General features: G+C 64.6%; 21 protein-coding genes. 17 read left to right on the plus strand and 4 right to left on the minus strand.

What is annotated here, in order from left to right:
• Positions 1-48 precede the first annotated feature (48 nt).
• Entirely contained in the window at positions 49-1,515 is a 1,467-nt protein-coding gene (locus AC51GT_RS14685; RefSeq protein WP_496329239.1) for an MFS transporter, read from the minus strand.
• 402 nt (positions 1,516-1,917) lie between these two features.
• Here AC51GT_RS14685 and dnaK point away from each other — a divergent pair, with 402 nt between their 5' ends.
• The 5 genes from dnaK (at position 1,918) to AC51GT_RS14710 (ending at position 7,459) form a co-directional block, all read left to right on the plus strand.
• A complete protein-coding gene (dnaK, locus tag AC51GT_RS14690) occupies positions 1,918-3,765 on the plus strand; it encodes a molecular chaperone DnaK (RefSeq protein ID WP_496322744.1) in 1,848 nt (615 codons plus the stop codon).
• Positions 3,762-4,409 carry a nucleotide exchange factor GrpE gene (gene grpE, locus AC51GT_RS14695; protein WP_496322745.1) on the plus strand — a complete coding sequence of 216 codons (648 nt, stop codon included), beginning with the start codon at positions 3,762-3,764 and terminating at the stop codon, positions 4,407-4,409. The genes dnaK and grpE overlap by 4 nt, the downstream gene beginning before the upstream one ends.
• A 108-nt stretch (positions 4,410-4,517) precedes the next feature.
• Positions 4,518-5,714: a molecular chaperone DnaJ gene (gene dnaJ / locus AC51GT_RS14700; RefSeq protein ID WP_496322746.1), complete on the plus strand. Its 1,197-nt coding sequence runs from the start codon at positions 4,518-4,520 to the stop codon at positions 5,712-5,714.
• 65 nt (positions 5,715-5,779) lie between these two features.
• Complete coding sequence (locus AC51GT_RS14705) at positions 5,780-6,142, plus strand: heat shock protein transcriptional repressor HspR (protein ID WP_496323334.1); 363 nt, start codon at positions 5,780-5,782, stop codon at positions 6,140-6,142.
• 111 nt (positions 6,143-6,253) lie between these two features.
• Complete coding sequence (locus AC51GT_RS14710) at positions 6,254-7,459, plus strand: DUF7159 family protein (protein WP_496329240.1); 1,206 nt, start codon at positions 6,254-6,256, stop codon at positions 7,457-7,459.
• Between the two features lies 1 nt (position 7,460).
• Here the strand turns inward: AC51GT_RS14710 and AC51GT_RS14715 are convergent, their stop codons facing one another.
• Entirely contained in the window at positions 7,461-8,615 is a 1,155-nt protein-coding gene (locus AC51GT_RS14715; RefSeq protein ID WP_496322748.1) for an FAD-binding oxidoreductase, read from the minus strand.
• A gap of 180 nt (positions 8,616-8,795) precedes the next feature.
• Here AC51GT_RS14715 and AC51GT_RS14720 point away from each other — a divergent pair, with 180 nt between their 5' ends.
• Entirely contained in the window at positions 8,796-9,992 is a 1,197-nt protein-coding gene (locus tag AC51GT_RS14720; RefSeq protein WP_496322749.1) for an amidohydrolase family protein, read from the plus strand.
• Position 9,993: 1 nt separating this feature from the next.
• Here AC51GT_RS14720 and AC51GT_RS14725 read toward each other — a convergent pair whose 3' ends face one another.
• Positions 9,994-11,715 carry an NAD(P)/FAD-dependent oxidoreductase gene (locus AC51GT_RS14725; protein ID WP_496322750.1) on the minus strand — a complete coding sequence of 574 codons (1,722 nt, stop codon included), beginning with the start codon at positions 11,713-11,715 and terminating at the stop codon, positions 9,994-9,996.
• Positions 11,716-11,800: 85 nt separating this feature from the next.
• On the opposite strand from AC51GT_RS14725, the gene AC51GT_RS14730 reads away from it, so the two are divergent.
• The 9 genes from AC51GT_RS14730 to AC51GT_RS14770 all read left to right on the plus strand — a co-directional run bounded on the left by AC51GT_RS14730 (position 11,801) and on the right by AC51GT_RS14770 (position 19,979).
• Positions 11,801-12,172, plus strand: coding sequence for a hypothetical protein (locus tag AC51GT_RS14730; RefSeq protein ID WP_496329241.1), 372 nt, complete (start codon positions 11,801-11,803; stop codon positions 12,170-12,172).
• Positions 12,173-12,212: 40 nt separating this feature from the next.
• Entirely contained in the window at positions 12,213-12,971 is a 759-nt protein-coding gene (locus tag AC51GT_RS14735) for an SDR family oxidoreductase (RefSeq protein WP_496329242.1), read from the plus strand.
• A 151-nt stretch (positions 12,972-13,122) separates the two neighbouring features.
• Positions 13,123-13,512 carry an SHOCT domain-containing protein gene (locus AC51GT_RS14740; RefSeq protein ID WP_496322753.1) on the plus strand — a complete coding sequence of 130 codons (390 nt, stop codon included), beginning with the start codon at positions 13,123-13,125 and terminating at the stop codon, positions 13,510-13,512.
• A 213-nt stretch (positions 13,513-13,725) separates the two neighbouring features.
• Positions 13,726-14,817, plus strand: coding sequence for an NAD(P)H-binding protein (locus tag AC51GT_RS14745; RefSeq protein WP_496329243.1), 1,092 nt, complete (start codon positions 13,726-13,728; stop codon positions 14,815-14,817).
• Positions 14,814-15,518, plus strand: coding sequence for a CPBP family intramembrane glutamic endopeptidase (locus AC51GT_RS14750; RefSeq protein ID WP_496329244.1), 705 nt, complete (start codon positions 14,814-14,816; stop codon positions 15,516-15,518). The genes AC51GT_RS14745 and AC51GT_RS14750 overlap by 4 nt, the downstream gene beginning before the upstream one ends.
• Positions 15,519-15,564: 46 nt before the next feature.
• The gene (locus AC51GT_RS14755) at positions 15,565-15,996 is read left to right on the plus strand and encodes a type II toxin-antitoxin system Rv0910 family toxin (RefSeq protein WP_496322756.1); all 432 of its coding nucleotides are present in this window, start codon (positions 15,565-15,567) and stop codon (positions 15,994-15,996) included.
• 136 nt (positions 15,997-16,132) lie between these two features.
• Positions 16,133-16,438, plus strand: coding sequence for a GlsB/YeaQ/YmgE family stress response membrane protein (locus AC51GT_RS14760; protein WP_496322757.1), 306 nt, complete (start codon positions 16,133-16,135; stop codon positions 16,436-16,438).
• A gap of 10 nt (positions 16,439-16,448) precedes the next feature.
• Entirely contained in the window at positions 16,449-18,407 is a 1,959-nt protein-coding gene (locus AC51GT_RS14765) for a gamma-glutamyltransferase family protein (RefSeq protein WP_496329245.1), read from the plus strand.
• 285 nt (positions 18,408-18,692) lie between these two features.
• Entirely contained in the window at positions 18,693-19,979 is a 1,287-nt protein-coding gene (locus AC51GT_RS14770; protein WP_496329246.1) for an HNH endonuclease signature motif containing protein, read from the plus strand.
• A gap of 91 nt (positions 19,980-20,070) precedes the next feature.
• On the opposite strand, the gene AC51GT_RS14775 is transcribed toward AC51GT_RS14770, so the two are convergent.
• Entirely contained in the window at positions 20,071-20,874 is an 804-nt protein-coding gene (locus AC51GT_RS14775) for a FadR/GntR family transcriptional regulator (protein ID WP_496322760.1), read from the minus strand.
• Positions 20,875-20,968: 94 nt separating this feature from the next.
• Here AC51GT_RS14775 and AC51GT_RS14780 point away from each other — a divergent pair, with 94 nt between their 5' ends.
• The gene (locus tag AC51GT_RS14780) at positions 20,969-22,117 is read left to right on the plus strand and encodes an acyl-CoA dehydrogenase family protein (protein WP_496329247.1); all 1,149 of its coding nucleotides are present in this window, start codon (positions 20,969-20,971) and stop codon (positions 22,115-22,117) included.
• Entirely contained in the window at positions 22,114-23,085 is a 972-nt protein-coding gene (locus AC51GT_RS14785; RefSeq protein WP_496329248.1) for an acyl-CoA dehydrogenase family protein, read from the plus strand. Before AC51GT_RS14780 ends, AC51GT_RS14785 begins: the two co-directional genes overlap by 4 nt.
• Positions 23,086-23,109 lie beyond the last annotated feature (24 nt).

A 23,109-nucleotide genomic window follows, 5' to 3' on the forward strand; every position in this document is an offset into this window, starting at 1 on the left:
GGCGCCGCGGATGCAGCGCCTTCGGGTCGGGGTGTCACCTGGTCATGCTCACTTGGACGATGTCAGCGCAGCCTCGTGGTCGCCGGCAGCCGAGTCCGCGGTGGCCGGTGCCCGGAACTTGGGCAGGAACGCGGTGATGACCAATGCGATGATCGCCGAGCCGGCCGCCAGTGCCATGACAATCCGGAACCCGTCCTCGGAGGGCAGGGTGGCGGAGCCGAGCGACATCGTCATGTTGGCGATGATGACGCCGGCGATGGCGCTCGCGAACGAGGTTCCGAGTGAACGCATGAGGGTGTTGAAGCTGTTCGCCGCACCGGTCTCGGTGGGCGGAACCGCTGCCATGATGAGAGCCGGCATCGCACCGTAGGCCATACCCGTTCCGGCGCCGATGATCAGTGCGATCACGACGAGCTGCCAGATCGAGTGCATGGCAACGACGCCCATGCCGTACCCGAGTGCCACGATCACGGCACCGATCATCAGCGTGATCTTGGGGCCGACCGCGTTGGTGATCTTCGATCCGATGGGCGAGATCAGCATCATGATGATGCCGGACGGTGCCATCACCAGACCCGAGACGAGCATGGATCCGCCGAGTCCGAAGCCGGTGGCCTCAGGCAACTGAACGATCTGGGGGAACACCATCGTCTGGGCGAACATGGCGAACCCGAAGACGATCGACGCGGCGTTGGTGAGCAGAACCTGCCGGCGGGCGGACACCCGAAGGTCGACGAGCGGCTTGGCGGTGCGGAGCTCCCACCAGCCCCAGACGAGGAACGCGATGAGCGAAACAATCAGCAGGACAAGCGTCTTGCTGTTGGTCCAGCCCCAGTCGGAACCCTTCGAGATGGGCAGCAGCAGCGCAACGAGCGCAATGGCGAGGGTTATCGCACCGGCGAAGTCGAACTTGCCGCCCGTTCGCACCGGGGATTCCGGCACCACGCGGATGACCAGTACGGCTGCGACCAGGCCGAGAGCAGCGGAAACCCAGAAGAGCATGTGCCAGTCGGCGTACTCGGCGATGATCGCCGCGATCGGAAGACCCAATGCGCCACCGACGCCCAGCGAAGCACCCATCATGGCGACTGCACCGGCAAGCTTCGCAGGCGGCAGGATGTCGCGCATCACGCTGATACCGAGCGGGATCAGGCCGGCGGCCAGACCCTGTAGGCCTCGACCGACGATCATCGGGATGACGCTCGAGGACAGTGCGGCGACGACCGAACCCGCGACGAGCAGTCCGATGCTGATCAGCATCATGCGACGCTTGCCGAACATGTCACCGAGGCGGCCCATCGTCGGCACCGCGACGGCCGCGGCCAGCAGGGTGGCGGTCACGGCCCAGGCGGTGTCGGATGCCGGCGCGTCCAGGTACTCGGGCAGATGCGGGATGATCGGGATGACCAGTGTCTGCATCAGTGAGGCCACGATGCCGGCGAATGCCAGCACTGCCACGATCGGCCCGGTTGGCGGCGTCTTCGCCAGGGGCGGCGAATTGGTGGGTGTGGACATCAAGGGCTCTCCATCGACTTGCAAATAGTTCTGTGCATATTTAAGTCACACGATTTAGTTAGCGTAGGGCAACCATGTGTCATCTGCAAACACCGCCGCGCTATTCGTGACGGACCTCACCTGAATCCGATTCGGGTGATTGGGGCCACTGGATGTCCCGACCGACCTGGGCCGTACTTGAGCCGACGTCACTCAACTTTTTCGCGGGACCGGGAACACATTCGCAAGGTTCACCGTTACAAGACTCGTGAGACCTGAGCGACCCCGACTCAATCCGACTTGACTGCGATGTTTAGACTTCGGTAGAAGTTGAGTCGATCGCGCTGAGGTTTCAGTTACAACCACAAACGTGAACATCCGTGCTCCGCGCTGCTGCGGACGCACTGCTTATAGGAGGCAACAATGGCTCGTGCTGTAGGAATCGACCTGGGCACCACCAACTCGGTGGTGTCAGTGCTCGAAGGTGGAGAAGCCACCGTCGTCGCAAACGCCGAAGGCGCCCGCACCACCCCGTCGGTGGTCGCGTTCGCCCGTAACGGCGAGGTCCTGGTCGGACAGCCGGCCAAGAACCAGGCTGTGACCAACGTCGACCGCACCATTCGTTCCGTCAAGCGCCACATGGGCGAAGACTGGACCACCGCGATCGATGACAAGAAGTACACCCCGCAGGAGATCAGCGCCCGCACGCTGATGAAGCTCAAGCGTGACGCAGAGGCATACCTCGGCGACGAGGTCGTCGACGCCGTGATCACCGTGCCCGCATACTTCAACGACGCCCAGCGTCAGGCGACGAAGGAAGCCGGCCAGATCGCCGGCCTGAACGTCCTGCGCATCGTCAACGAGCCCACCGCGGCGGCGCTGGCCTACGGCCTCGACAAGGGCGAAAAAGAGCAGACCATCCTCGTGTTCGACCTCGGTGGCGGCACGTTCGACGTGTCCCTCCTGGAGATCGGCGACGGCGTCGTCGAGGTCCGTGCGACCTCCGGCGACAACCACCTCGGTGGCGACGACTGGGATCAGCGTGTCGTCGACTGGCTGGTCGACAAGTTCAAGGCGAGCAGCGGCATCGACCTGACCAAGGACAAGATGGCCCTGCAGCGTCTGCGTGAGGCTGCCGAGAAGGCGAAGATCGAACTGTCCTCGGGACAGAGCACCTCGATCAACCTGCCGTACATCACCGTCGACGCGGACAAGAACCCGCTCTTCCTCGACGAACAGCTCACCCGTAGCGAGTTCCAGAAGATCACCGGCGATCTGCTCGAGCGCACCCGTGCGCCGTTCCAGGCCGTGATCAAGGACGCCGGTGTCTCGGTTTCCGACATCGATCACGTGGTGCTCGTCGGTGGTTCGACCCGGATGCCGGCCGTGACCGACCTGGTCAAGGAACTCACCGGCGGACGCGAGCCCAACAAGGGCGTCAACCCCGATGAGGTCGTGGCCGTCGGTGCCGCACTGCAGGCCGGTGTGCTGCGCGGTGAGGTCAAGGACGTGCTGCTGCTCGACGTGACCCCGCTGAGCCTGGGCATCGAGACCAAGGGTGGCGTCATGCACAAGCTCATCGAGCGCAACACCACCATCCCGACCAAGCGGTCGGAGACCTACACGACGGCCGAAGACAACCAGCCTTCGGTGCAGATCCAGGTCTATCAGGGTGAGCGCGAGATCGCTGCGCACAACAAGCTGCTCGGATCGTTCGAACTCGCCGGTATCGCTCCTGCCCCGCAGGGTGTCCCGCAGATCGAGGTGACCTTCGACATCGACGCCAACGGCATCGTGCACGTCACCGCGAAGGACAAGGGCACCGGCAAAGAGAACACCATCCGCATCCAGGACGGCTCGGGCCTGAGCAAGGACGAGATCGACCGGATGATCAAGGATGCCGAAGCTCACGCAGACGAGGATCGTGCGCGTCGTGAAGAGGCCGAGACCCGCAACCAGGCCGAATCGCTGGTGAACCAGACCGAGAAGTTCCTCAAGGACTCCGACGACAAGGTTCCCGCCGATCTCAAGACCAAGGTCGAGGGCTCGATCGAAGGTGTGCGCGAAGCGCTCAAGGGCAGTGATCTCGGTGCCATCAAGTCGGCTGTCGAGAAGCTGACCACCGACTCGCAGGAGCTCGGCCAGGCCATCTACGCCAACGCCGCTGCCGAAGAGGGTGCACCGACACCCGGTGGCGCCGATGACGTCGTCGACGCAGAGGTTGTCGACGAGGGTGTCGACGGCTCTGAAAACGCCGGAGAGCAGAAGTGACCCGTCCCGAATCCGAACCGGTGACCGTGACCGACAAGCGACGGATCGATCCCGACACGGGTGAGGTGCGTCCCGAGGAGACCACGGACGCTCCGGAGACAGAAGGGGCGCAACCGGATTCGGTGGACACAGAATCGATGGACACAGAATCGATGGACACAGTGGATGCCGCAATCGATGAGGTCGCTGCCGACGCGGCGGGCTCGGACAAGGAGGCTGAATTGCTGGCCGACTTGCAGCGGGTTCATGCGGAGTACGCCAACTACCGCAAGCGCGCTGAACGCGAGAAGGTCTCGGCCCAGCAGTACGGCAAGGGTGACTTGATCAAGTCGCTGCTGCCGGTGCTGGACGACCTGGACCGGGCGCGGGCTCACGGTGACCTCGAGGCCGGGCCGCTACGCGCGGTCTCCGACAAGATCACCGAAACCCTCAGTGCCGCGGGCCTGGCGGCCTTCGGCGCCGAGGGCGACGAGTTCGACCCGGCGTTGCACGAGGCCGTGCAGAATGAGGGCGACGGTGCTCGTCCGGTGATCGGGACCGTGTATCGGCAGGGCTTCCGCCTTGGTGATCGCGTCCTGCGCACGGCGATGGTGGTCGTGGTCGACGGGCCGAAGCCCGCGGACACGACGCCGCCACAGGATTAGGAGCTGACCGGCCCAGGCACTTGCAGTGCCTGGGCCGGCATCTTCGGCACACAATGAATACAAAAAGAACCAAAAACAGCGAAGATCTACAAAAGGAGGTGACGCCTGGTGGCCCCACAACGTGAGTGGCTGGAACAGGACTTCTACAAAGCGCTGGGCGTCGCGCCCGGTGCGTCCGCCGACGAGATCAAAAAGGCCTATCGGAAGCTGGCCCGGGAATTGCATCCCGACGCCAATCCGAACGACGCCGCGGCAGAGGAGCGATTCAAGCTCGTCTCCGAAGCGCACAGCGTCTTGTCCGATCCGGCAAAGCGCAAAGAGTACGACGACACCCGTCGCATGTTCGCCGGAGCGCGCGGACGCGGCGCGCGAGGTGGTGGGGGCGGATTCCCCGGTGGCTTCGGAGGTCCGTCCGGCGGCCAGGAATTCAACATCAACGATCTTTTCGGGGACGGCCCGGCCGCAGCGGGGACCGAGACGAACCTCGGCGACCTCTTCGGCGGCCTGTTCAACCGCAGTGGTGGTGGCTCGCGAGGTACGCAGACGCGGAGCCGTCGCGGCAACGACCTGGAAACCGAGACCACCCTCAGCTTCAAAGAAGCTGCTCTGGGTACCTCCACGACCCTGACGATCACCAGTTCTGCGCCATGCACCAGCTGTCATGGCAGTGGTGCCAAGCCGGGCACGAGCCCACGGGTCTGCCCGACCTGTAACGGCGCCGGTGTGGTCAGCCGCAACCAGGGCGCATTCGGGTTCAGCGAGCCCTGCACCGACTGCCGTGGCACCGGTTCGCGGATCGACGATCCGTGCCCCGACTGCGACGGCAACGGCGCAACGGTCCGGACCCGTCCGATCACCGTGCGTATCCCGCCGGGCGTGTCGAACGGTGGGCGCATTCGATTGGCGGGCCAGGGTGAGGCCGGTCTGCGCGGCGCCCCGTCCGGTGACCTCTACGTCACCGTCAAGGTTTCACCCGACCGCACCTTCACCCGCAGCGGCGACGACATCAAGGTGACGTTGCCGGTCAGCTTCGCGGAGCTGGTACTGGGCACCACGGTGTCGGTGCCGACGCTCGAGGGCAGTGTCGGGCTGAAGATCCCGCCGAACACGGTGGACGGACGGACCCTTCGGGTGCGCGGCCGCGGTGTGGCCAAGCGGGCCGGCGGTGCCGGAGACCTGTTGGTCACCGTCAAGGTCGCCGTCCCACCGAAGTTGGACGACGCCGCGATCGAGGCGTTGAACAAGTACGCCGCCGCAGAGAAAGCCAGCGGGTTCGACCCGCGTGCAAACTGGGGTAGATCATGACCGACCCGCCACCGAATGATCGAGACCGGGAGACCCGAGATCGGGAAGCCACCGAGTCTGCACGGATGTTCGTGATCTCGGTGGCGGCCGAGCTCGCCGGGATGCACGCCCAGACGCTGCGGACCTATGACCGTCTCGGACTGGTCACCCCGCAGCGGGCGGCCGGCGGCGGTCGCCGCTACTCCAGCCGCGACGTCGAACTCTTGCGCGAGGTGCAGCGACTGTCGCAGGACGACGGCGTGAACCTCGCCGGCATCAAGCGGGTCATCGAGCTGACCAACCAGGTCGATGCGCTCCAGAGCCGCGTTCGCGAACTCGAAGCCGAACTTGCGCAACAACGTTCGCCGCGCCGGGGCGACTTGGTCCCGATCCCGCGCACCAACGCTCTCGTGGTCTGGAAACCACGCCGCGACCGCGGCAATCGTTGACAGTCCGGGGCGGTGGCCGAGTTCTGCCGCGCTTTGTGTCTGCAGGTGACAGGATCCGCACGTAACAGGGTCCGCAGGTAACAAGAACAGTCGATAGGGCGATACATCAGCATGAGCCAGGTACTCGGGATATCTGTCACAGACCTGGAGATCGCATCGGTCGTAGCCGACTCCGGCACCGGTGAGGTGCTGGCCCGTAACTTCGTCGAGTTGTCGAACTCGTCCCCCGACTACGTGTTCGATGCGATCTACCAGCTTGTGCAGTCCGCCCCGGTCCTGCCGGGGGCGATCACGATTGCCTGCGCAGACAGCGCCACCGTCGTTGCCATCGGCGACATCATCGATTCCGGGCGCCTTCCCGCGCATCTGCTGCCGCATCACAGGCCCGATCCCGCGACACCGGATGGTGCATCGTCGACGCCGGACTGGTTCTCCCGGACGACTGTGGTCGGATCTCCGGTGGCCTATGCCGAGATCGTGGCTGCGATCTTCGGCGCCCGGGGTCTGGTGCTCGTCGCCGACCTGGACCGCTCCGGTGCACTGTTCCCCGGACAATCCGTTGCCCTTGTCGACACCAGCACCCGCACGGTGGTCGGTGCCAGTGAGATCTCCGGTGTGGGGTTGCGCCCGCCGGTCACCGAACGGGACGGAGCCCAGCTCGTCGGCGATGCGGTCGGGGTCATCCCCAACGCGACCGGTGCATTTCAGGGCATCGCGGTACTCGGCCCCGGGGCAGTGATCCCAGGTGTCGCGCCATCCCTGGAATACGCCCTGCAGCTGCCGGTGCAGATCGCCGATGACGGCCAGTACGCAACGGCCTATGGCGCCGCGATGGTCGCCGCTGCCGCGATCGGCGTGAGCAACAACAATCGTTGGGTCCTGTTGTCGGCCGCGGCTGCGGCCGCACTGTTCGTGGCGATCGGTGTGATCACCGCCGTGATCATGACCAGCAACACCAGTGAGCCGAAGACCGCGGTCGACGAACAGCCGACCACATCGGAGTTCAGTTCTTCGACCACGACGACAACCACGACGAAGTCCACTCCGCGGACGACGACGTCCGCACCACCCCCGCCCCCGCCCGAGACCACGACAACCGAGGCTCCGCCGGTGGTCGAGGAACCGGAGACCGTCACCGTGGTCCCACCACCCACGACGATCACCCAGGTCCCGTCGCCACCGCCCGAGACGACGACCACGACGACGCCACCGCCTGAGACCACAACGACCACGACCGGTTCGGCGACGGCGACGCCGACAACCACCAATTCGGGACAAGCCGGCGACGGGGACGATGACGGCGCGGGCGTGGAATAACTCAGTACGGGTCGTTCTGGATGTGGCTGGCCGGGATGCCGGCGATCAGGAATCGTCGACGGGTGTTGACCAGCATCTCGGGTGATCCGGCCATCAGTACTTGATGTGAGGTCCAGTCCTTGCCGTACTCCAGAACCGCGTCCGACAGCTGTCCCCGGATACGTTCGAAGGTGATCCGCCCGGACTGCTCGCCCGAGTTGCTCCACCAGGGGTCCTCGGTGTCCTCGACCACCGTGGTGACCGTGAGCCAGGGGTTCATGGCGGCGATCTGCCACAGTCTCGACAGGTCATAGAGGTCGGCGGGGTATCGCGCACCGAAGAACAGGTGTACCGCCGGTGGCCGCACCAGGCGGGTCAGTTCGATGATGATCGCGCGCAACGGTGCCAGCCCGGTTCCGCCCGCGACCATCAGTACGTCGTTGCCGGTGGGGTCGACGTGAAGTGCGCCGTGGGCCTGCGCCAGATTCCAGACGTCACCGACCCGGGTCTCGGTGACGATGGAGCTGCTGACCGTTCCGCCCGGGATCGCCCGGACGTGGAATTCCAGCTCTCCGTCGGGATTCGGCGGGATCGACGGGGACAGGTGGCGCCAGATCCGTGGCCACTGGGGGATCTGCACCTCGAGGTATTGGCCGGCGGCAAATCGCAGCGGTTCGTCGGTGCGCAGCCGGACGACTGCGAGATCTCTTGACAGCCGATATTTTTCGGCGACGGTGGCCGGCCAGGTCGCCGGGCCCTGTGCGGAATGCGCGGCGCCGCGCATCACCCCGGTGGTCAGCATCAGCGCCTGGGAGACGACGCCCGCGGCTTCCTCGTCCCACTCGGAACCCATGACGGACGCGATCTCACGCATGAGCGCGACGAAGAACTCGTTGTAATTCTCCTCCGTGACACCGTATTTCCGGTGGTCGCGACCGAGCTGGCCGAGAAACTCCAGCAGCAGCGCATGATTTTCGCGGTCCGGGACAGCTTCAAAGACATAATCGATGACCCGGAACAGGGTTTCTCGTTGGCGTGCCATATTCGCCGGGAAGAGTTCCCGGAGCGCTGGATTTGTTGCGAATAATCGGTTGTAGAAGTTGGCGGTGAATCGTTCCGGATCCCGGGCCAGCACATCGCGCACCTGCAACAGCACGTGCCGCGTATGGGTACCCACGCTCAGTCCCGGCCTCTCCGTTGATTGCCAACAAATATCAGGTGAGAGGCCATTTCGATGGCCGCGCACCGCGAAGTTCATCGAGTGGATCAGGTTGGTCCCCGCACCCGTGCCACAGTTTATTGTGTTTTGCCGCCACTTACGATCAAGCGATGGCGGCTTGCTGGGTACAGTCTTCATATGGCAAAGGAGCGCGCCAATGATAATGTGCGCGACAGTGCGCTCGCCGGTCCTTCCGAATGGTCCGGGACACAGCCACGCGCGACCCCGGCCGGCGATTTCGGTCTCTTGCGCCGGGTCGTTCCCGGCATCATCGACACACACGTCCACCACTGGGATCCGCTGCATTCTCCCTGGGAGTCGACCCGACGCGCTCGACTCTATCGGGCGGCGCCGATTCTCGGTAAGGCCATCTTCCGGTACGCGGTGGCGCAGGGCGATCGTGAACTCGTCCTCGACCCCCGGATCGTGGCCCGGCCGTACCTGCCGAAGCACTATCACTCCGACTTTCGCGGTGCGGAGCCGACGGCCGGCGTCCCCGTCGAGTCTGTGGTCTACATGCAGACCGACTGGGTCCTCGAGGAACCGTTCGGCTCCACCGATGAGACACGTTGGGTGGCAAACCTTCCCTTCGGGCAGGACGGTGCCCCCGAACTCGCGGCGATCGTCGCCCGCGGTGATCCGCGCCAGCCGACGTTCGGGCAGCTGATCGAGCGGCACCTCGACATCAGCGACAAGGTTCGCGGTATCCGCTGTGTATCGGCTTGGCACCCCGATCCCAAGGTGCGCAGCTGGGTGGAAGGCGAGGGGGTCCTGGTGGACCCGGACTTCCTGGCCGGGTTCGCCGCGATCGCGGAAAACAAGTTGGTTTTCGAGGCCTGGGTGTATTCACACCAGCTCCGCGATGTCCGGGCCCTGGCGCGGGAGTATCCGGACACCACCATCGTGCTCAACCATCTCGGGACGCCGGTCGGATTGTTCGGGCCGATGGGGCAGACGACGGGCAGCACCGCGGCGCAGCGGCATGAACTGTTGCGGGCGTGGCGCGAGGACATCTCGGCACTGGCGAGTTGCCGCAACGTGGTCGCGAAACTGTCGGGTATCGCATTCCCCCTGCTGGGATACGGACATCAGCGTTCCGGGAACATCGGCACCCAGCAGACGCTGACCAACATGACCGGGCCGCTGATCGAACATGCGGTGGCGGCATTCGGCCCGGAACGGTTGATGTTCGGGTCCAACTACCCGGGGGACAAACCGAACGCGACGCTGCAGATGATCGTCGGCAGCCAGCTCGAAACCCTGGAACCCTACGGCGGCAATCTGCTCCGTAAGGTATTCCGCGAGAACGCCCGGCGCGTGTACAGGTTGGGCTGATCTAATGCGCCGGTGGCAGGTTCTCCAGGCGGAGTTGCTGTAGCCGGTCGTGGACCAGCGGCACCGCGGAGGCACCTTCGCCGCTCGCCGCCGCCACGCGCTTCATCGATCCGCTCCGGACGTCGCCGACGGCAAAGATCCCCGGCACCGTGGTCTCCAGGAATGCCGGTGGCAAGCCGTTGCGCCAGTACTCCTTCGGGATGGATCGTCCGGTCAGAAGAAAGCCGTGGTCGTCGCGCTTGACCTGCGGCGGGATCCAGTCGCAGGTCGGTGCCGCACCGAGGAGCAGGAACAGGCCCGACGCGGTGATGCGCTGCGAGGAGCCGGTCCGGTTGTCGCACAGCTCCAGCCATTCCAGATGGCCTTCACCACCACCGTCGACCACTTCGGTGTGACCGCGCACCGTGATGCAGGGGCTGGCCTCGATCTCCCGGATCAGATAGTCCGACATCGTTTCCGTCAGTGATTCGCGGCGGATCGCCATGGTCACCGACCGGGCGAACCGGGACAGGTGCATCGCCGCCTGACCGGCGGAGTTGCCGCCGCCGACCACCACGACGTCGCGTCCGGTCATCTCGCGGGCGGCGCTGGTCGCAGCGCCGTAGTAGACGCCCGAGCCGACGAGATCCTCGCAGCCGCGGACACCGAACCGCCGGTACGCGACACCGGTGGCGATGACGATCGTGCGCGCGCAGATGCGTGCCTCGTCGACCATCACGTGGTGATGGTCGTATCGCGCATCGATGTCCACCTCGGTGACACCGCGACCGCAGAAGAACTGCGCCCCGAACCGGCCGGCCTGGATCCTGGCCCGCTGTGCCAGCCGCATTCCCGAGATCCCGCGCGGGAAGCCGAGATAGTTGCGGATCATCGAACTGGTTCCGGCCTGCCCGCCGATGGCGCCGGTCTCGATGACCGTGGTGGACAGACCTTCGGAGGCCCCGTAGACGGCCGCGGCCAGGCCCGCCGGTCCGGCTCCGATCACGAGCAGGTCGGCGACGGTGCCCTCAGGGATGCTGTCGGGGGTGCCGTAGATGCTGGCGGCGACGTCGCTCACCGTCGGACGGGACAGCGGCGGTTTTCCGGGGTGATGCAGGATCGGCAGCTCGGAGTCGCCGGTCACCGATTGGAGGATCTCCCGGCCGGCCGGGGATTCGGGGTCGTGGATCTGTACGGGCATGCCCATCCGGTCGAGGAAGTCGCGGATCTCGGCCAGTTCCGGGGATGGCCCGTCGGCGACGATCTGCAGGAAGGCGACCTCGGGCGCGGCGACCGACCAGCCCCAGTCCGACAGGTACTCGACGATTGCGGTGTGGAACTCTTCGTCGCGCTGGCCGCGGGGGATGCCGAGGTAGGTGTCGTAGCGGCCCTCGGCGACACCCGCTCTCAGTTCGTCGTACGAGGTTCCGAACCGGATCGCCGGGATGAGGGCGACCCTCCTGGCGGTCGGGACGACGAACCGGAGCTTCTGAAGCAGATCGGAACCCTGCCATGAACCGAGTTGATCGAGTTCGACGAGAATCAGTGCCACTGGGACATTGTGTTCCACAAGACTTTTCACGACATCGAGACAGGCGTCGCCGCTGTCGGCGTATTTCACGGTGTAGTCGCGTCCGTACCGGCTGCGGATCTCATCGATGACGGTGTTGCGCGACGGTTCGGTGGTCGCCAGCACGATCGCCGGCGTCAGACGGTCATTCGGATCGTTCTCTGACGAGGTCACCTCGTCCAATCTAGCGCGGTGTTCGGCCCGGTGTGGGTGTAACTGTTCCTGGAGACCGGTGGCTTCGAGGGTCTCGTCATCGCCGATGTCCTCGGAACTGGCCCGCGGCCGGGTCGGCCGGAATGTGGTCACCGGTGATCTATCAGGCCGGGGCATCTCCACGGGGCATCTTCGCGGGGTGAAGTTCGCTGCCGAGAACGCCGAGGCCGTATTTGTCGGCGCACCCACCAGAGGGCTTCTGCGCGCGCTGGTTACGACATCTGTAAAGAGCTGGTCGCCGGCGGAAGGGGCGTGGAACGCGCGGATCCATCCGCTGCTGACCATCATCACCGGCGTCGACGGTTTCGACCTCGCATCCGCCGTGACGCCGGGTGCGTTGCGGCACAAGCTGTTCGGAAAAGGTGACTGTTGCCCGACCACCATCGCGGTGCGTGACGGGTTCGGGGTGCAGGTCTGATTCCCGCACTTTGTGCGGCCAGGCTTGGTATCAACGGAGCATGGCCTACGATCTGTTCGACGTCAGCGGAAAAACGGCCCTGGTCACCGGGGGTACCAGCGGGATCGGCGCGATGATCGCCCGCGGCCTCCATGAGCGCGGGGTCCGGGTCATCATCGCCGGCCGCAAAGCCGACGCGCTCGAGAAGGCGTCGGAGGCAGGGCTGACCGCGATCGAAGCAGACCTGTCGACGCCGCAAGGTTGCACCGACCTCGCGCAGAACGTCCTGGCTCAGACCGACTCACTCGACATCCTGGTGAACAACGCCGGTGCCACCTGGGGTGCGCCCATCGAGGAGTTCCCGTCGTCGGCATTCGACAAGGTCCTCGGACTCAATGTCCGGGCGCCGTTTCTGTTGACGCAAGCACTGCTACCGGCGCTGGAGAGGGCAGCGACCGCTGAGCAGCCGTCAAGGGTGATCATGATCGGCAGCATCGACGGGATCCGGGTGCCGCAGACGCCGTCGTATTCGTACTCGGCGGCCAAGGCCGGTGTCCACCAGCTGACCCGGCACCTGGCAGGACATCTGAGTTCGGCGAACATCACCGTAAATGCCATCGCGCCAGGGCCATTCGAGTCCCGCATGATGCGGGCGATGCTGGAAGAACGACGCGACGAGATCGAGTCGAGTACACCACTGGGCCGTATCGGCCGTCCCGACGACATGGTCGGCGCCGTTGTTTATCTGACGAGCCGGGCCGGTTCATATCTCACCGGCGCGGTGATTCCTGTCGATGGTGGCAGATCAACCACTCGATGACCGATTTTTTGAAATACCTTCACCAATGGTTCCGCGGATTTCGCACAAGGCACGAATTCCTTCCCAGGATTGCCCCGATTTGGGCACATGACGTGCAATGATCCAATGGTCGCCGATACCCGGCGATCTGCCGAGTAAGGAGCACGCGGCTATGTGGGATTCATTCTGGGACTTCATCTGGTACACGTTGGTGATCTTCGCTTTCATCGCGTATTTGATGATTCTTTTCAACGTTCTGATAGATCTTTTCCGTGACCACAAGACGTCCGGGTGGGTCAAGGCGGTCTGGATTTTCTTCCTGGTCCTGTTGCCCTACATAACCCTCTTCGTCTACCTCATCGCTCGCGGCCGCGGAATGGCCGAGCGTGCGCGTGAAGCCCAGCTCGACGCGCAGAAGCAGGCCGAGGCCTACATCAAGCAGACGGCCGGAACCGCCGGGCCCGCAGATCAGATCGCGGCCGCGAAGGCGCTGCTGGACAACGGCACGATCACCGAAGACGAGTTCCAACACCTCAAGGCAAAGGCACTCGCGGCGGCCTGACCCTTCGCGTACGCACCACCTTCATTCCAGGCACCGAACGCCCAGCGCGGTCGGTGCCTGGAACGTTTGCGGGTGCAGTGCGCCGCATCACTGCGCATCTGAGGCGACGGTGATATGCATGTCTGACGTACAGCGACAGCTGCTCCAGAACCGGGGCGGGTCGGCTGCGCTCACCGAAAGTGTGGACGCACGGATCCAACGGACGGCGATGACATGCGAATACTTGTACTCGGAGCGACGGGCTATATCGGCGCCCGACTGGTCACGGCGTTGCTCGCCGCCGGCCACGACGTGGTCACCGCATCACGGGACCACGGCTGGCTGAAGCAGTTCGGATGGTTCGATGAGGTCCGCGCGGTGGAACTGGACGCCATGGATCCGGAGTCGGTGCGTGCCGGACTGGCCGCGGCAGGTTCGATCGACGTCGTGTACTACCTGGTCCACGGCATCGGCCAGAAGAATTTCCGCCGGAACGATGAGGCCGCAGCGCAGAACGTGGCAGCGGCGGCACGGGACCACCAGGTCGGGCGCATCGTCTATCTGGGCGGGTTCGTACCCGAGGGCGACGACCTCTCGGAGCACCTGGAGAGCCGGGCCGAGGTCGGTCGCGCTCTGCACATCGACGGTGGTCCCGAAGTTGTCTGGCTACGTGCAGCAGTCGTGATCGGTGCCGGATCGACGTCGTTCGAGATGGTCCGGTACATGTCCGATCGTCTGGCGGTGATCCCCCTGCCGTCGTGGATCGACAACCCGATGGATCCGATCTCGGTGCGCGACACCATCTACTACCTCGTGGCGGCCTCATCGGACGAGCTGCCGCCGGGGCACTACGACATCGCCGGCCCAGAGTCCTCGTCGTATAGTTCGTTGCTGTTCACCTATCTCCGCGCGATCCGGATGCCACGGTTGGGAGTGGTGTTGCCGAGCGTCGATGTTCGGCTCGCCGGCTTCCTCAGCGGGTTCGTGGTCCCGGTGCCGAGCGGGCTCGCCTCGGACCTGGTGCGGTCGCTGGACCATCCGATGGTGGCGTCCGAGCGCACGATCAGAGATCACGTCCCCGACCCGCCAGGAGGCCTCGTGACCATTCGGGAAGCAGTGCGGTGTTCGGTCGAGAGCCCGATGCCCAGGCCGGTGAACGAGTTGGCCGATGTCCACCACCTCGCAGACACCGATCCTTCCTGGGCCGGCGGAGATCTGATGCGTGTGAAACGGGGCATTCGGGACCGGGTCGTGACGCCGGCGCGCTCGGTGGTGGGGGCGCTGGCCGCCACCACCGGCCTCCACAAGTTGTGGCGCACACAGTGATCGCGTTGCCCGAGAAGCTCGAGTTCCTGATCGGGACGATCCAGGACGATTCCGGAGAACCACCGGAATCGCGGTGGACGGTGCTGCGGCGACGCATCGTCGTCGGTGTGGTCCTGGTGGTGGGCAGCGTGTTCCTGGGTATCTCGCTGTCGATCGACTCGGTTGATTCGGCGTTCTATCCCATGACATTCGCGCTCGCCGCGGTGTGGGCGATCGGTGCGCTGCTGGCCGGGCCGTTGCCCTTGGGAGCATTCCCGCCACCACGAGGTGGTCCCGTGCGAGCAGCGGCGATCGGGGCCGCCGTGGGACTTGTCCTGGGCGCGATCTTCGTCATCGGCGGCTTTGTCGCGCGGGAGATCCCACCGCTGCGTGACTTCATCGCCGACGTGCTCGAACACGCCGACACCGGCGGTGTGGTGCTGGCTCTGTCAACGGCAATCGTCAACGGCATCGCCGAGGAGATGTTCTTCCGGGGCTCGGTCTACTCCGCGCTCAAAGGTCATGCGCCGGTGATCTTCTCGACGATCATCTATGTGGCGGCCACGCTGGCCAGCGGTAACCCGATGCTGGGTTTCGCGGCGATCCTGCTGGGCCTGGTGTGTGCATTCGAACGTCGGGCAACCGGGGGTGTGATGGCACCGATCTTCACGCACATCGCGTGGACCATCGTCATGGTTCTGGTGTTGCCGCAGCTCTTCTGATCCGGACTCCCGTGGGGGGGGCGAAAACTGATGGAAGGATATTTGCATGGCTGGTGTGGATGTATCGGTGCGGTCGGATCTGCCACCGGAGGACGCGTGGGTGATGGCGTCCGACCTGAGTCGTTTCGATGAATGGATGACGATTTTCGCAGGCTGGAAGAGCCCACTGCCGAACGAGGTCGAGTTGGGCACGAAGGTCTCGTCACTGATCAAGGTGAAGGGTTTTCGCAACACGATCCACTGGACGGTGACGCGGTACGAGAAGCCCCAACTCCTCGAACTGTCCGGGCGAGGGCGTGGTGGCATTCACATCGACATCGAACTGAAAGTGACTCCGGACGGCGACGGTTCGGTCTTCGACCTTGGCGCATCGATCAGTGGTGGGGTGTTGAACGGTCCGATCGGCAATCTTGTTGCCAGGGTCATCGATTCGGATGTCCGCAGGTCAGTGGACAATCTGGTGGCGATGCGCAGCTGACGACGGGCCATAACGGTTGGGCATCGGACGACAGAGGTTTGGGATGTACATGGACATGGGCATTCCCGGGGGACAAGACTGAGGTCGGCGGTTGCAGACGCCGGACAGTTTCCGACAACGACGTTAGGAAGATGCAGTGAGCACCACGTATCAAGCGGTAGAGATTCTTGCCGAGCGATCCACCACCACGACCTCGGTGGGAATCATCGGCTACATCATCATCGGCGGTCTCGCCGGCTGGATCGCCAGCAAGTTCATGGGCACCGACAAAGACATGGGCATCCTGCTGAACATCGTCGTCGGTGTCATCGGCGCCTTCCTCGGCGGCTTCCTGCTGAGTTTCGCCTTCGACACCGCAAGCGGCGGATGGTTCTTCACCTTCCTCACCGCACTCCTCGGCTCGGTGATCCTGTTGTGGATCGTGAAGAAGATCCGGCGATAGATCCGGCCACATGCAGATCCGTCGGGTTGGCGTCGTCACCGCAGGGACGCTCGCCGTTCTGCTGACCGTGTCCTGCTCGGCGCCGTCGAACGACGGCGCCGAGTTCGGCGGTGTCTGCGCCATCCCGGCGGAGTCGGCGGCGAATTCGACTGTGACTGCCGCTTCTCCAGCATCGGGCGTTACTGCGGCGCCGGACATCTCGACGAACCCGGAGGTCGCCACCGGCTACCGAACCGACATGTCTGTGGTGCAGACCAAGTCGTTCGCTGCGGCCACCGCGAATCCGTTGGCCACCGAGGCGGCATGTGAGGTCCTGGCCGATGGGGGCAGTGCGGCCGACGCGCTCGTTGCCGCCCAGATGATGCTCGGTCTGGTCGAGCCACAGAGCTCGGGCATCGGGGGTGGTGCGTTCGCTTTGTATTACGACGCCGACACCGCGTCGGTCCGGGCCTACGATGGCCGGGAGGTGGCGCCCGCCGCGGCAGACGAGAACTATCTGCGGTGGATCGACGACGTCAATCGAAGTGAACCCCTCCCCAGCACCCGTGAAAGTGGCCGGTCCATCGGAGTTCCCGGCGTGCTGCGACTCCTTGAAGACGTCCACGAAGACCAAGGGAATTCTGACTGGTCCAGCCTGTTCGGTTCCACAACTCGGCTGGCCGACAACGGTTTCGAGATCAGTCCCCGGATGGCCGCGGCCATCGCGGCGTCGACCACAGAACTCGCGGCCGACCCGGCTGCCCGCTCATACTTCCTGAATCCCGACGGCACCGCCAAAGCTGCCGGAACGGTACTGACCAATCCCGCATACGCCAAGACGTTGGGCGCAATCGCCTCCGACGGCGCCGATGCGTTCTACACCGGCCCCATCGCGGAATCGGTTGTTGCGAAGGCGCGCTCAACCGAAAACGGTATGACGCCGTCGCTGATGACGCTCGAGGACCTCGCGAACTACGAGTCGAAGGTTCGGGAGCCCCTGTGTGTCGATTACCGGGACAACCAGGTTTGTGGAATGCCGAATCCGTCCTCCGGCGGCCTGGCCGTGGCGTCCACACTCGGGATTCTCTCCAGCTTCCCCCTCGACCAATACGGTCCGACCGCAGTCGATGCGAACGGTGGCGTGCCTTCTGTGACAGCTGCACACCTGGTTGCCGAAGCAGAGCGGCTGGCATACGCCGATCGCGACAAGTACGTCGCCGATTCAGATTTCGTGCCGCTGCCGGGTGGTGGACCCGATGCACTACTTGATCCGGTGTACCTCAAAGAGCGTGCTGCGCTGATCGATCCGGCACGTTCGATGGGTACCGCCACTGCCGGGGTATTCGACACCGGCGGGCCCATGGGCTGGTATGCCGGAGTCGAACACGGCACCAGTCACATCTCCGTCGTGGACGAGAACGGCGACGCGGCGTCGATGACCACCACGGTGGAGTCGGCATTCGGGTCCTTCCACATGGTGGACGGTTTCATCCTGAACAATCAGCTCACCGACTTCTCGGCCGAACCGGCTGATGCGCAGGGGCTTCCGTTGGCCAATCGGGTGGAGCCGAACAAACGACCGCGCAGTTCGATGGCGCCGACGCTTGTCTTCGCTGCGCCGCAAGGCGATCAGCGCGGCGAGCTCGAGATGGTTCTCGGGTCGCCAGGCGGATCGGTGATCATCCAATTTGTCGTGAAAACCCTGGTCGGTCTGATCGATTGGGACATGGATCCGCAACAGGCGGTGTCCATGGTCAACTTCGGTGCCGCCAACACCCCGAAAACCAATGTCGGCGGCGAGCATCCAGGAATTGACACGGTAAATGGCGGCGCCGCAGACCCCCTGGTTCAAGGTCTGGGACGGCTGGGACATCAAGTGGACGTCGCCGATCAGTCGAGCGGTCTGAGCGCGTTGGTGCGGACAGATGGGGGTTGGTCCGGCGGAGCCGACCCGCGCCGTGAGGGTATCGTCCTCGGCGACCCTCCATGACCTGGAGATGAGATCACCCGGATCGGAGACTCTGACCTCGACGTGTTCCCGCTCAATTGCCGCAGACCCCAGAGCGCATCTCGGAACGGTTGTCGATCTGTGAAGTCAACGATCTGCTGAGGTGGTCAAGGGCTGACTGCGTCCCGCCGGCGGTCCGGAGTCTGTCAGACCCTCTCTGTATACTACTGGACTCCGAATGTCGGAATGGCGAAATATGTTGCGGCGCAACAATATCGGTTCATTCGAAAGCTTGTGCGAATCGGTTTTGGGCCGTAAACTCATCCCATGGACTTCGGGGGAATGTTCGCCAGGTTGTCGGATCTGGCCGGGGATGCGGCTGTGGTCGCCGGGGATGATGCTGAGATTTCAGCTCGCACGGTGGCGGTTATACGACTCAATCATGTTGTGGAACAGATACTTTTCCGACTGGTCGGGGAAATCGATCGGCGCGGGTTGGCTCAGAAGTCGGGTGAGCGTTCCACCGCCGGACTGCTCCAGAAGGAGGGGGTCGCGCCGGTGGCGGCCCATCGCTACGTACGGGTGAGCAAGATGCTCGGTGACATTCCATCAGTGGCGGCCTACGGTGTCGACGGAGCACTGTCGGGTGAGCATGTGGACTCAATCGTCAAAGGGCTCAACCACATTGAGCGTCGGAACCCGGATCTGTCCGGCGAGGACCGCGCTGACTGTGTGCGCGGTTTACTGACCGAGGCGTTGATGGCCAGTCCGGCGGCGGTGACGGCGCGGGCGCGGCAGATGGCGATCGTGTTGTCGCCGCCGGACAAAGAGATCCCCGACGCCGAGAACCACGAGCTCAACGAGTTCACCCTCGGGAATGGGGACGACGGGCGCAGCCACGGCACCTTGGACTTGGACAACCTGCTGGGCGAGAAACTTCGTGTCGCGCTCGATCCGTTGTCGAAGCCGGTACCCGAACCCGATGGTTCACCGGATCGTCGATCGAATGCCCAGATCCGTGCGGATGCTCTGGAACGCCTGCTGGATTCGTATCTCGATCAGGAAGATCGTCCGACGCGTGGCGGCGCCAAACCGCATGTGGTGGTCACGGTGACCCCGGAACACCTGCAGGCGCTGCAACTACGCGGCATCCCGGGCGCCAAGGCGCCCGCGTTGGCACCCGCATTTGAATGGACCGGACCCGCATCAGCATCAACCGCGCAGATGGTGGCCTGCGATTCGGTCATCACCAAGATCTTGCTCGACAACAATTCGGTACCCCTCGATGTCGGCCGCGATCAACGCACGGTGACGCCGGCCATCCGCAAAGCGCTGATCGCCCGCGACCGAGGCTGCGCGTTCCCCGGTTGTGACTGCCCTCCCGGCCGGACGGATGCCCACCACATCGACTTCTGGCGTAACGGTGGCGTCACCAGCCTGATCAACATGGTCCTGCTGTGCCGGCGACATCACCGCTACATCCACCACCGCGGGTGGGAGGTCTTCATCAACCGCGACGGACATCCGTGGTTCATCGCTCCGGACGACACCACCAGGACCCCGATCAGATCCAACGCCCGCCGCACCCTGACCACCGAACTCACCGCAGCCTGACCAAACCGCAAGTTTCCATCTGCAACACAGCTGAAGCTGTGTACTGCAAGCTCTTTGAAAACTTTACAGTGTGGGCCATCCGTGGGCAGGCTCAGATGCGGGACCGTCGACTGGACTGGATCGTCTGGCGCGACATGGCTGCCGACGCGTTGACGACCCGGTCGCCATAACGCTCGAGCACGAGCGCCTGCGTTGCCGCGAGGTGAGCGCGGGCATAGCGGGCGGCCTCTTCGACATGGCCGGCGGCGATCTCCTCGACGAGGCGGCGGTGGGCGTGCACTGCGCCTTCGGCTTCGAGTTGCGAGGGGTACTCGCCGTGCCTGGTGCGGGCCTCAGCCCAGGCTTCTTCCTGTGCCGACCAGAGTGCGACGTAACTGCCGACGGCGTAACGAATCGTGGCGTTGGGAGTGAAGGCGACCACCAGGTCGTGGAAGTCTCGCGCGGCGTTGGTGAACTCGACACCGTTGGTCAGGTGGTCGACAGATTCGTCGATGGCCTTGGTGAGCGCAGGGACGACGACCTCGAGGCGGTCCTCGCGTTTGGCGCATTCCGCGGCGCACATGGGCTCGAGCATCTGCAGTCCGTCGGCGAGGTCCTTGAGGGTGACGCGTCCGGCCTGGAGCGAGAGCCCCAGGTGGTAGGCGGCCGACGTCTCGTCCGGTCGGTGGACGTCGGCGCCGCCGACGTTGCCACGACGGACCGTGACCAGGCCTTCGGTCTCCAGGATGCGCAGGGCTTCGCGGATCGAGGGGTAGCTGACCCCGAAATCCTTGACCAGCTGTTCCTGCGTGGGGAGACGATAGTGGTCGTCGCCCAGGATGTTGTCCCGCAGCTCGTCGGCAACGGTTTCGGCAATCCGGCGCTGTGGAACACGGCGGCTCTGGGCAGATGTCACATTCGCCACCTTATATTCACCCCGTCAGCCTAATCCGTGGAGACTTACCATTCAAGTATTCCAATCCTTATGAGGATAGAGCTAACATGCAGTCATGGACTTCACGTTGGGTGAGGCAGCGAGCGCGCTTCGCGACGACCTTCGCTGGCTGATCAAGGAAAATGTTCCGGCAGAGTTTCGGGGTGCGTTCACCGACGACCCGGACGATCTCGAAACCGCGCAGGCCTTCTGTCGTTTCCTCGCCGATCGTGACCTGCTCTGTATGGCCTGGCCCGAGGAGTTCGGTGGCCGGGGCGCCTCGGTCTGGGAGCAGACGGTGGTCCGCGAGGAGATGTGGGCACATCACGAACCGCGCGGTGCCCAGTACATGGGCGTGAACTGGGTGGGGCCGACAATCATGCGGCACGGGACATCGGAGCAGCAGCAGTTACATCTGCCGCCGATCGCGCGCGGTGAGGTGATCTGGTGTCAGGGGTTCAGTGAGCCCGGATCCGGCTCCGACCTGGCGTCGTTGCGCACCGCGGCCCGACGTGAGGGCGACGGGTGGAGCATCTCAGGTCAGAAGATCTGGACGTCGTACGCCACGATGGCGCAATGGTGCTTCCTACTCGCCCGCACCTCGTCCGGTGAGCGGAAACAGCACGGCCTGACCGTCTTCCTTGTGCCGATGTCCGATCCGGCGATCGAAGTCCGGCCGATCCGCGCGATGCTGGGTCCCCATCACCTCAATGAGGTCTTCTTCAACGACCTCAAGGTCACGCAGGCTCAGGTCCTCGGAACCGTGGACGAAGGATGGAAGGTCGTCCAGGAGGTACTCGCATTCGAACGGGTCGGCATCGCCCGGTACGCCCGCTGCGAGCGACTGCTGCAGGAAGCGCCTGCGGTGATCGGAGATGCGTGGGACGACCTGCCCGCCGAACTCCACGCGCGCTGGGCCCGGATGTTGGTCCACTGTCGTCGGGCCAGGCTGCTCGCGTACCGGGTGGTCTCGATGCAGAACGACGGGCGGGTCCGGCCGGCGGACGCCGCGCTGTACCGGATCGCGGTGACCACACTCGATCAGTCCAGCGCCAACGTGCTGACCGAACTCGCCACCTACGCACCCCTGACCGGGGACGAGGCGGAACGATTCCGGCTGGACGTCCAGGCGCACTGGAGCTACTCGCAGGCTGCGACAGTCGCGTCGGGCAGCATCGAGATGCAGCGGATCCTGCTCGCTCGCAACCTTCTGGCGGCATCATGAACATCGATTTGAGCCCTGAAGCCATCGAATACGGTGCTGCGGCACTGCGGGCGTTCGAGGCGGCCGGTGGCGACCGGCTTCTCGAAGAGGCAGAGGTCGATCCGGCGGGCCGGGGACGAGCACTGGAATCGGTCTTCACGGGACTCGGTGCGTGGGAACTCGATCCGCGCGGCGACGCCGACGAACTCGAGGCGGCGGCTGCGCTGTGTCGCAGCGCAGGCTACTGGGGTATCCCGTATCCGGTGGCCGAGCGTCTCGCCAAGCCGACCGACCTCGATGTCGACGGGTTGGTGGTGGTCGCCGATCATGGTCCGGCCGCCGCCATCGCCGACATCGACCTGCGGTGGTCTGCGGTCGCAGTCAGTGGACTTCGCAGTTCCGTCACCGTTCTGCCGGCGACGGCACCGCCCCGCACATCGGCTTTTGTCGCACCCTTGGCGCTGACCCCGATCGACACCGATGGCGACAAGGATCTCGCTCTCGGACTGGTGCTGCCCTGCTGGACGCTGCTGGGCATGCTCGACCGGGCGCTCGAATTGACCCGCGCGCACGTGCTCATGCGGGAACAGTTCGGCAGACCGCTGGCCCAATTGCAAGGCGTGCAGTTCCAGCTCACTGATGCCGAGGTCGAGCGCAGCGGTGTGGAAGTGCTGGCCAAGTACGCGTTGTGGAGCATCGAGGCGGGCCTGGACGAGGCCGTCGACGATGCACTGGCACTGCGGTTGGCCGCGGTGGACGCCGCCGATGTCGTGTTCCGGATCGCTCATCAGCTGCACGGCGCGACCGGGTTCTGCGACGAGACCACACTCTCGTGGCTCTCGCGGTACAGCCTGCCGCTGCGGCGGTTGCCGCTGGGCCTGTCCGCCACCGGTGCGGCCCTGACCACCCGTGTGGGACGTAAAGGGCTGACCGGTCTGTTCAGCAACACCATTGCCCCGGCGCCCGAGCCGGTGGCGATTGTTCAATGAAAACCCGTTCAGTGAAACCATTGG

The organism is Williamsia sp. z34 (genome assembly GCF_059553395.1).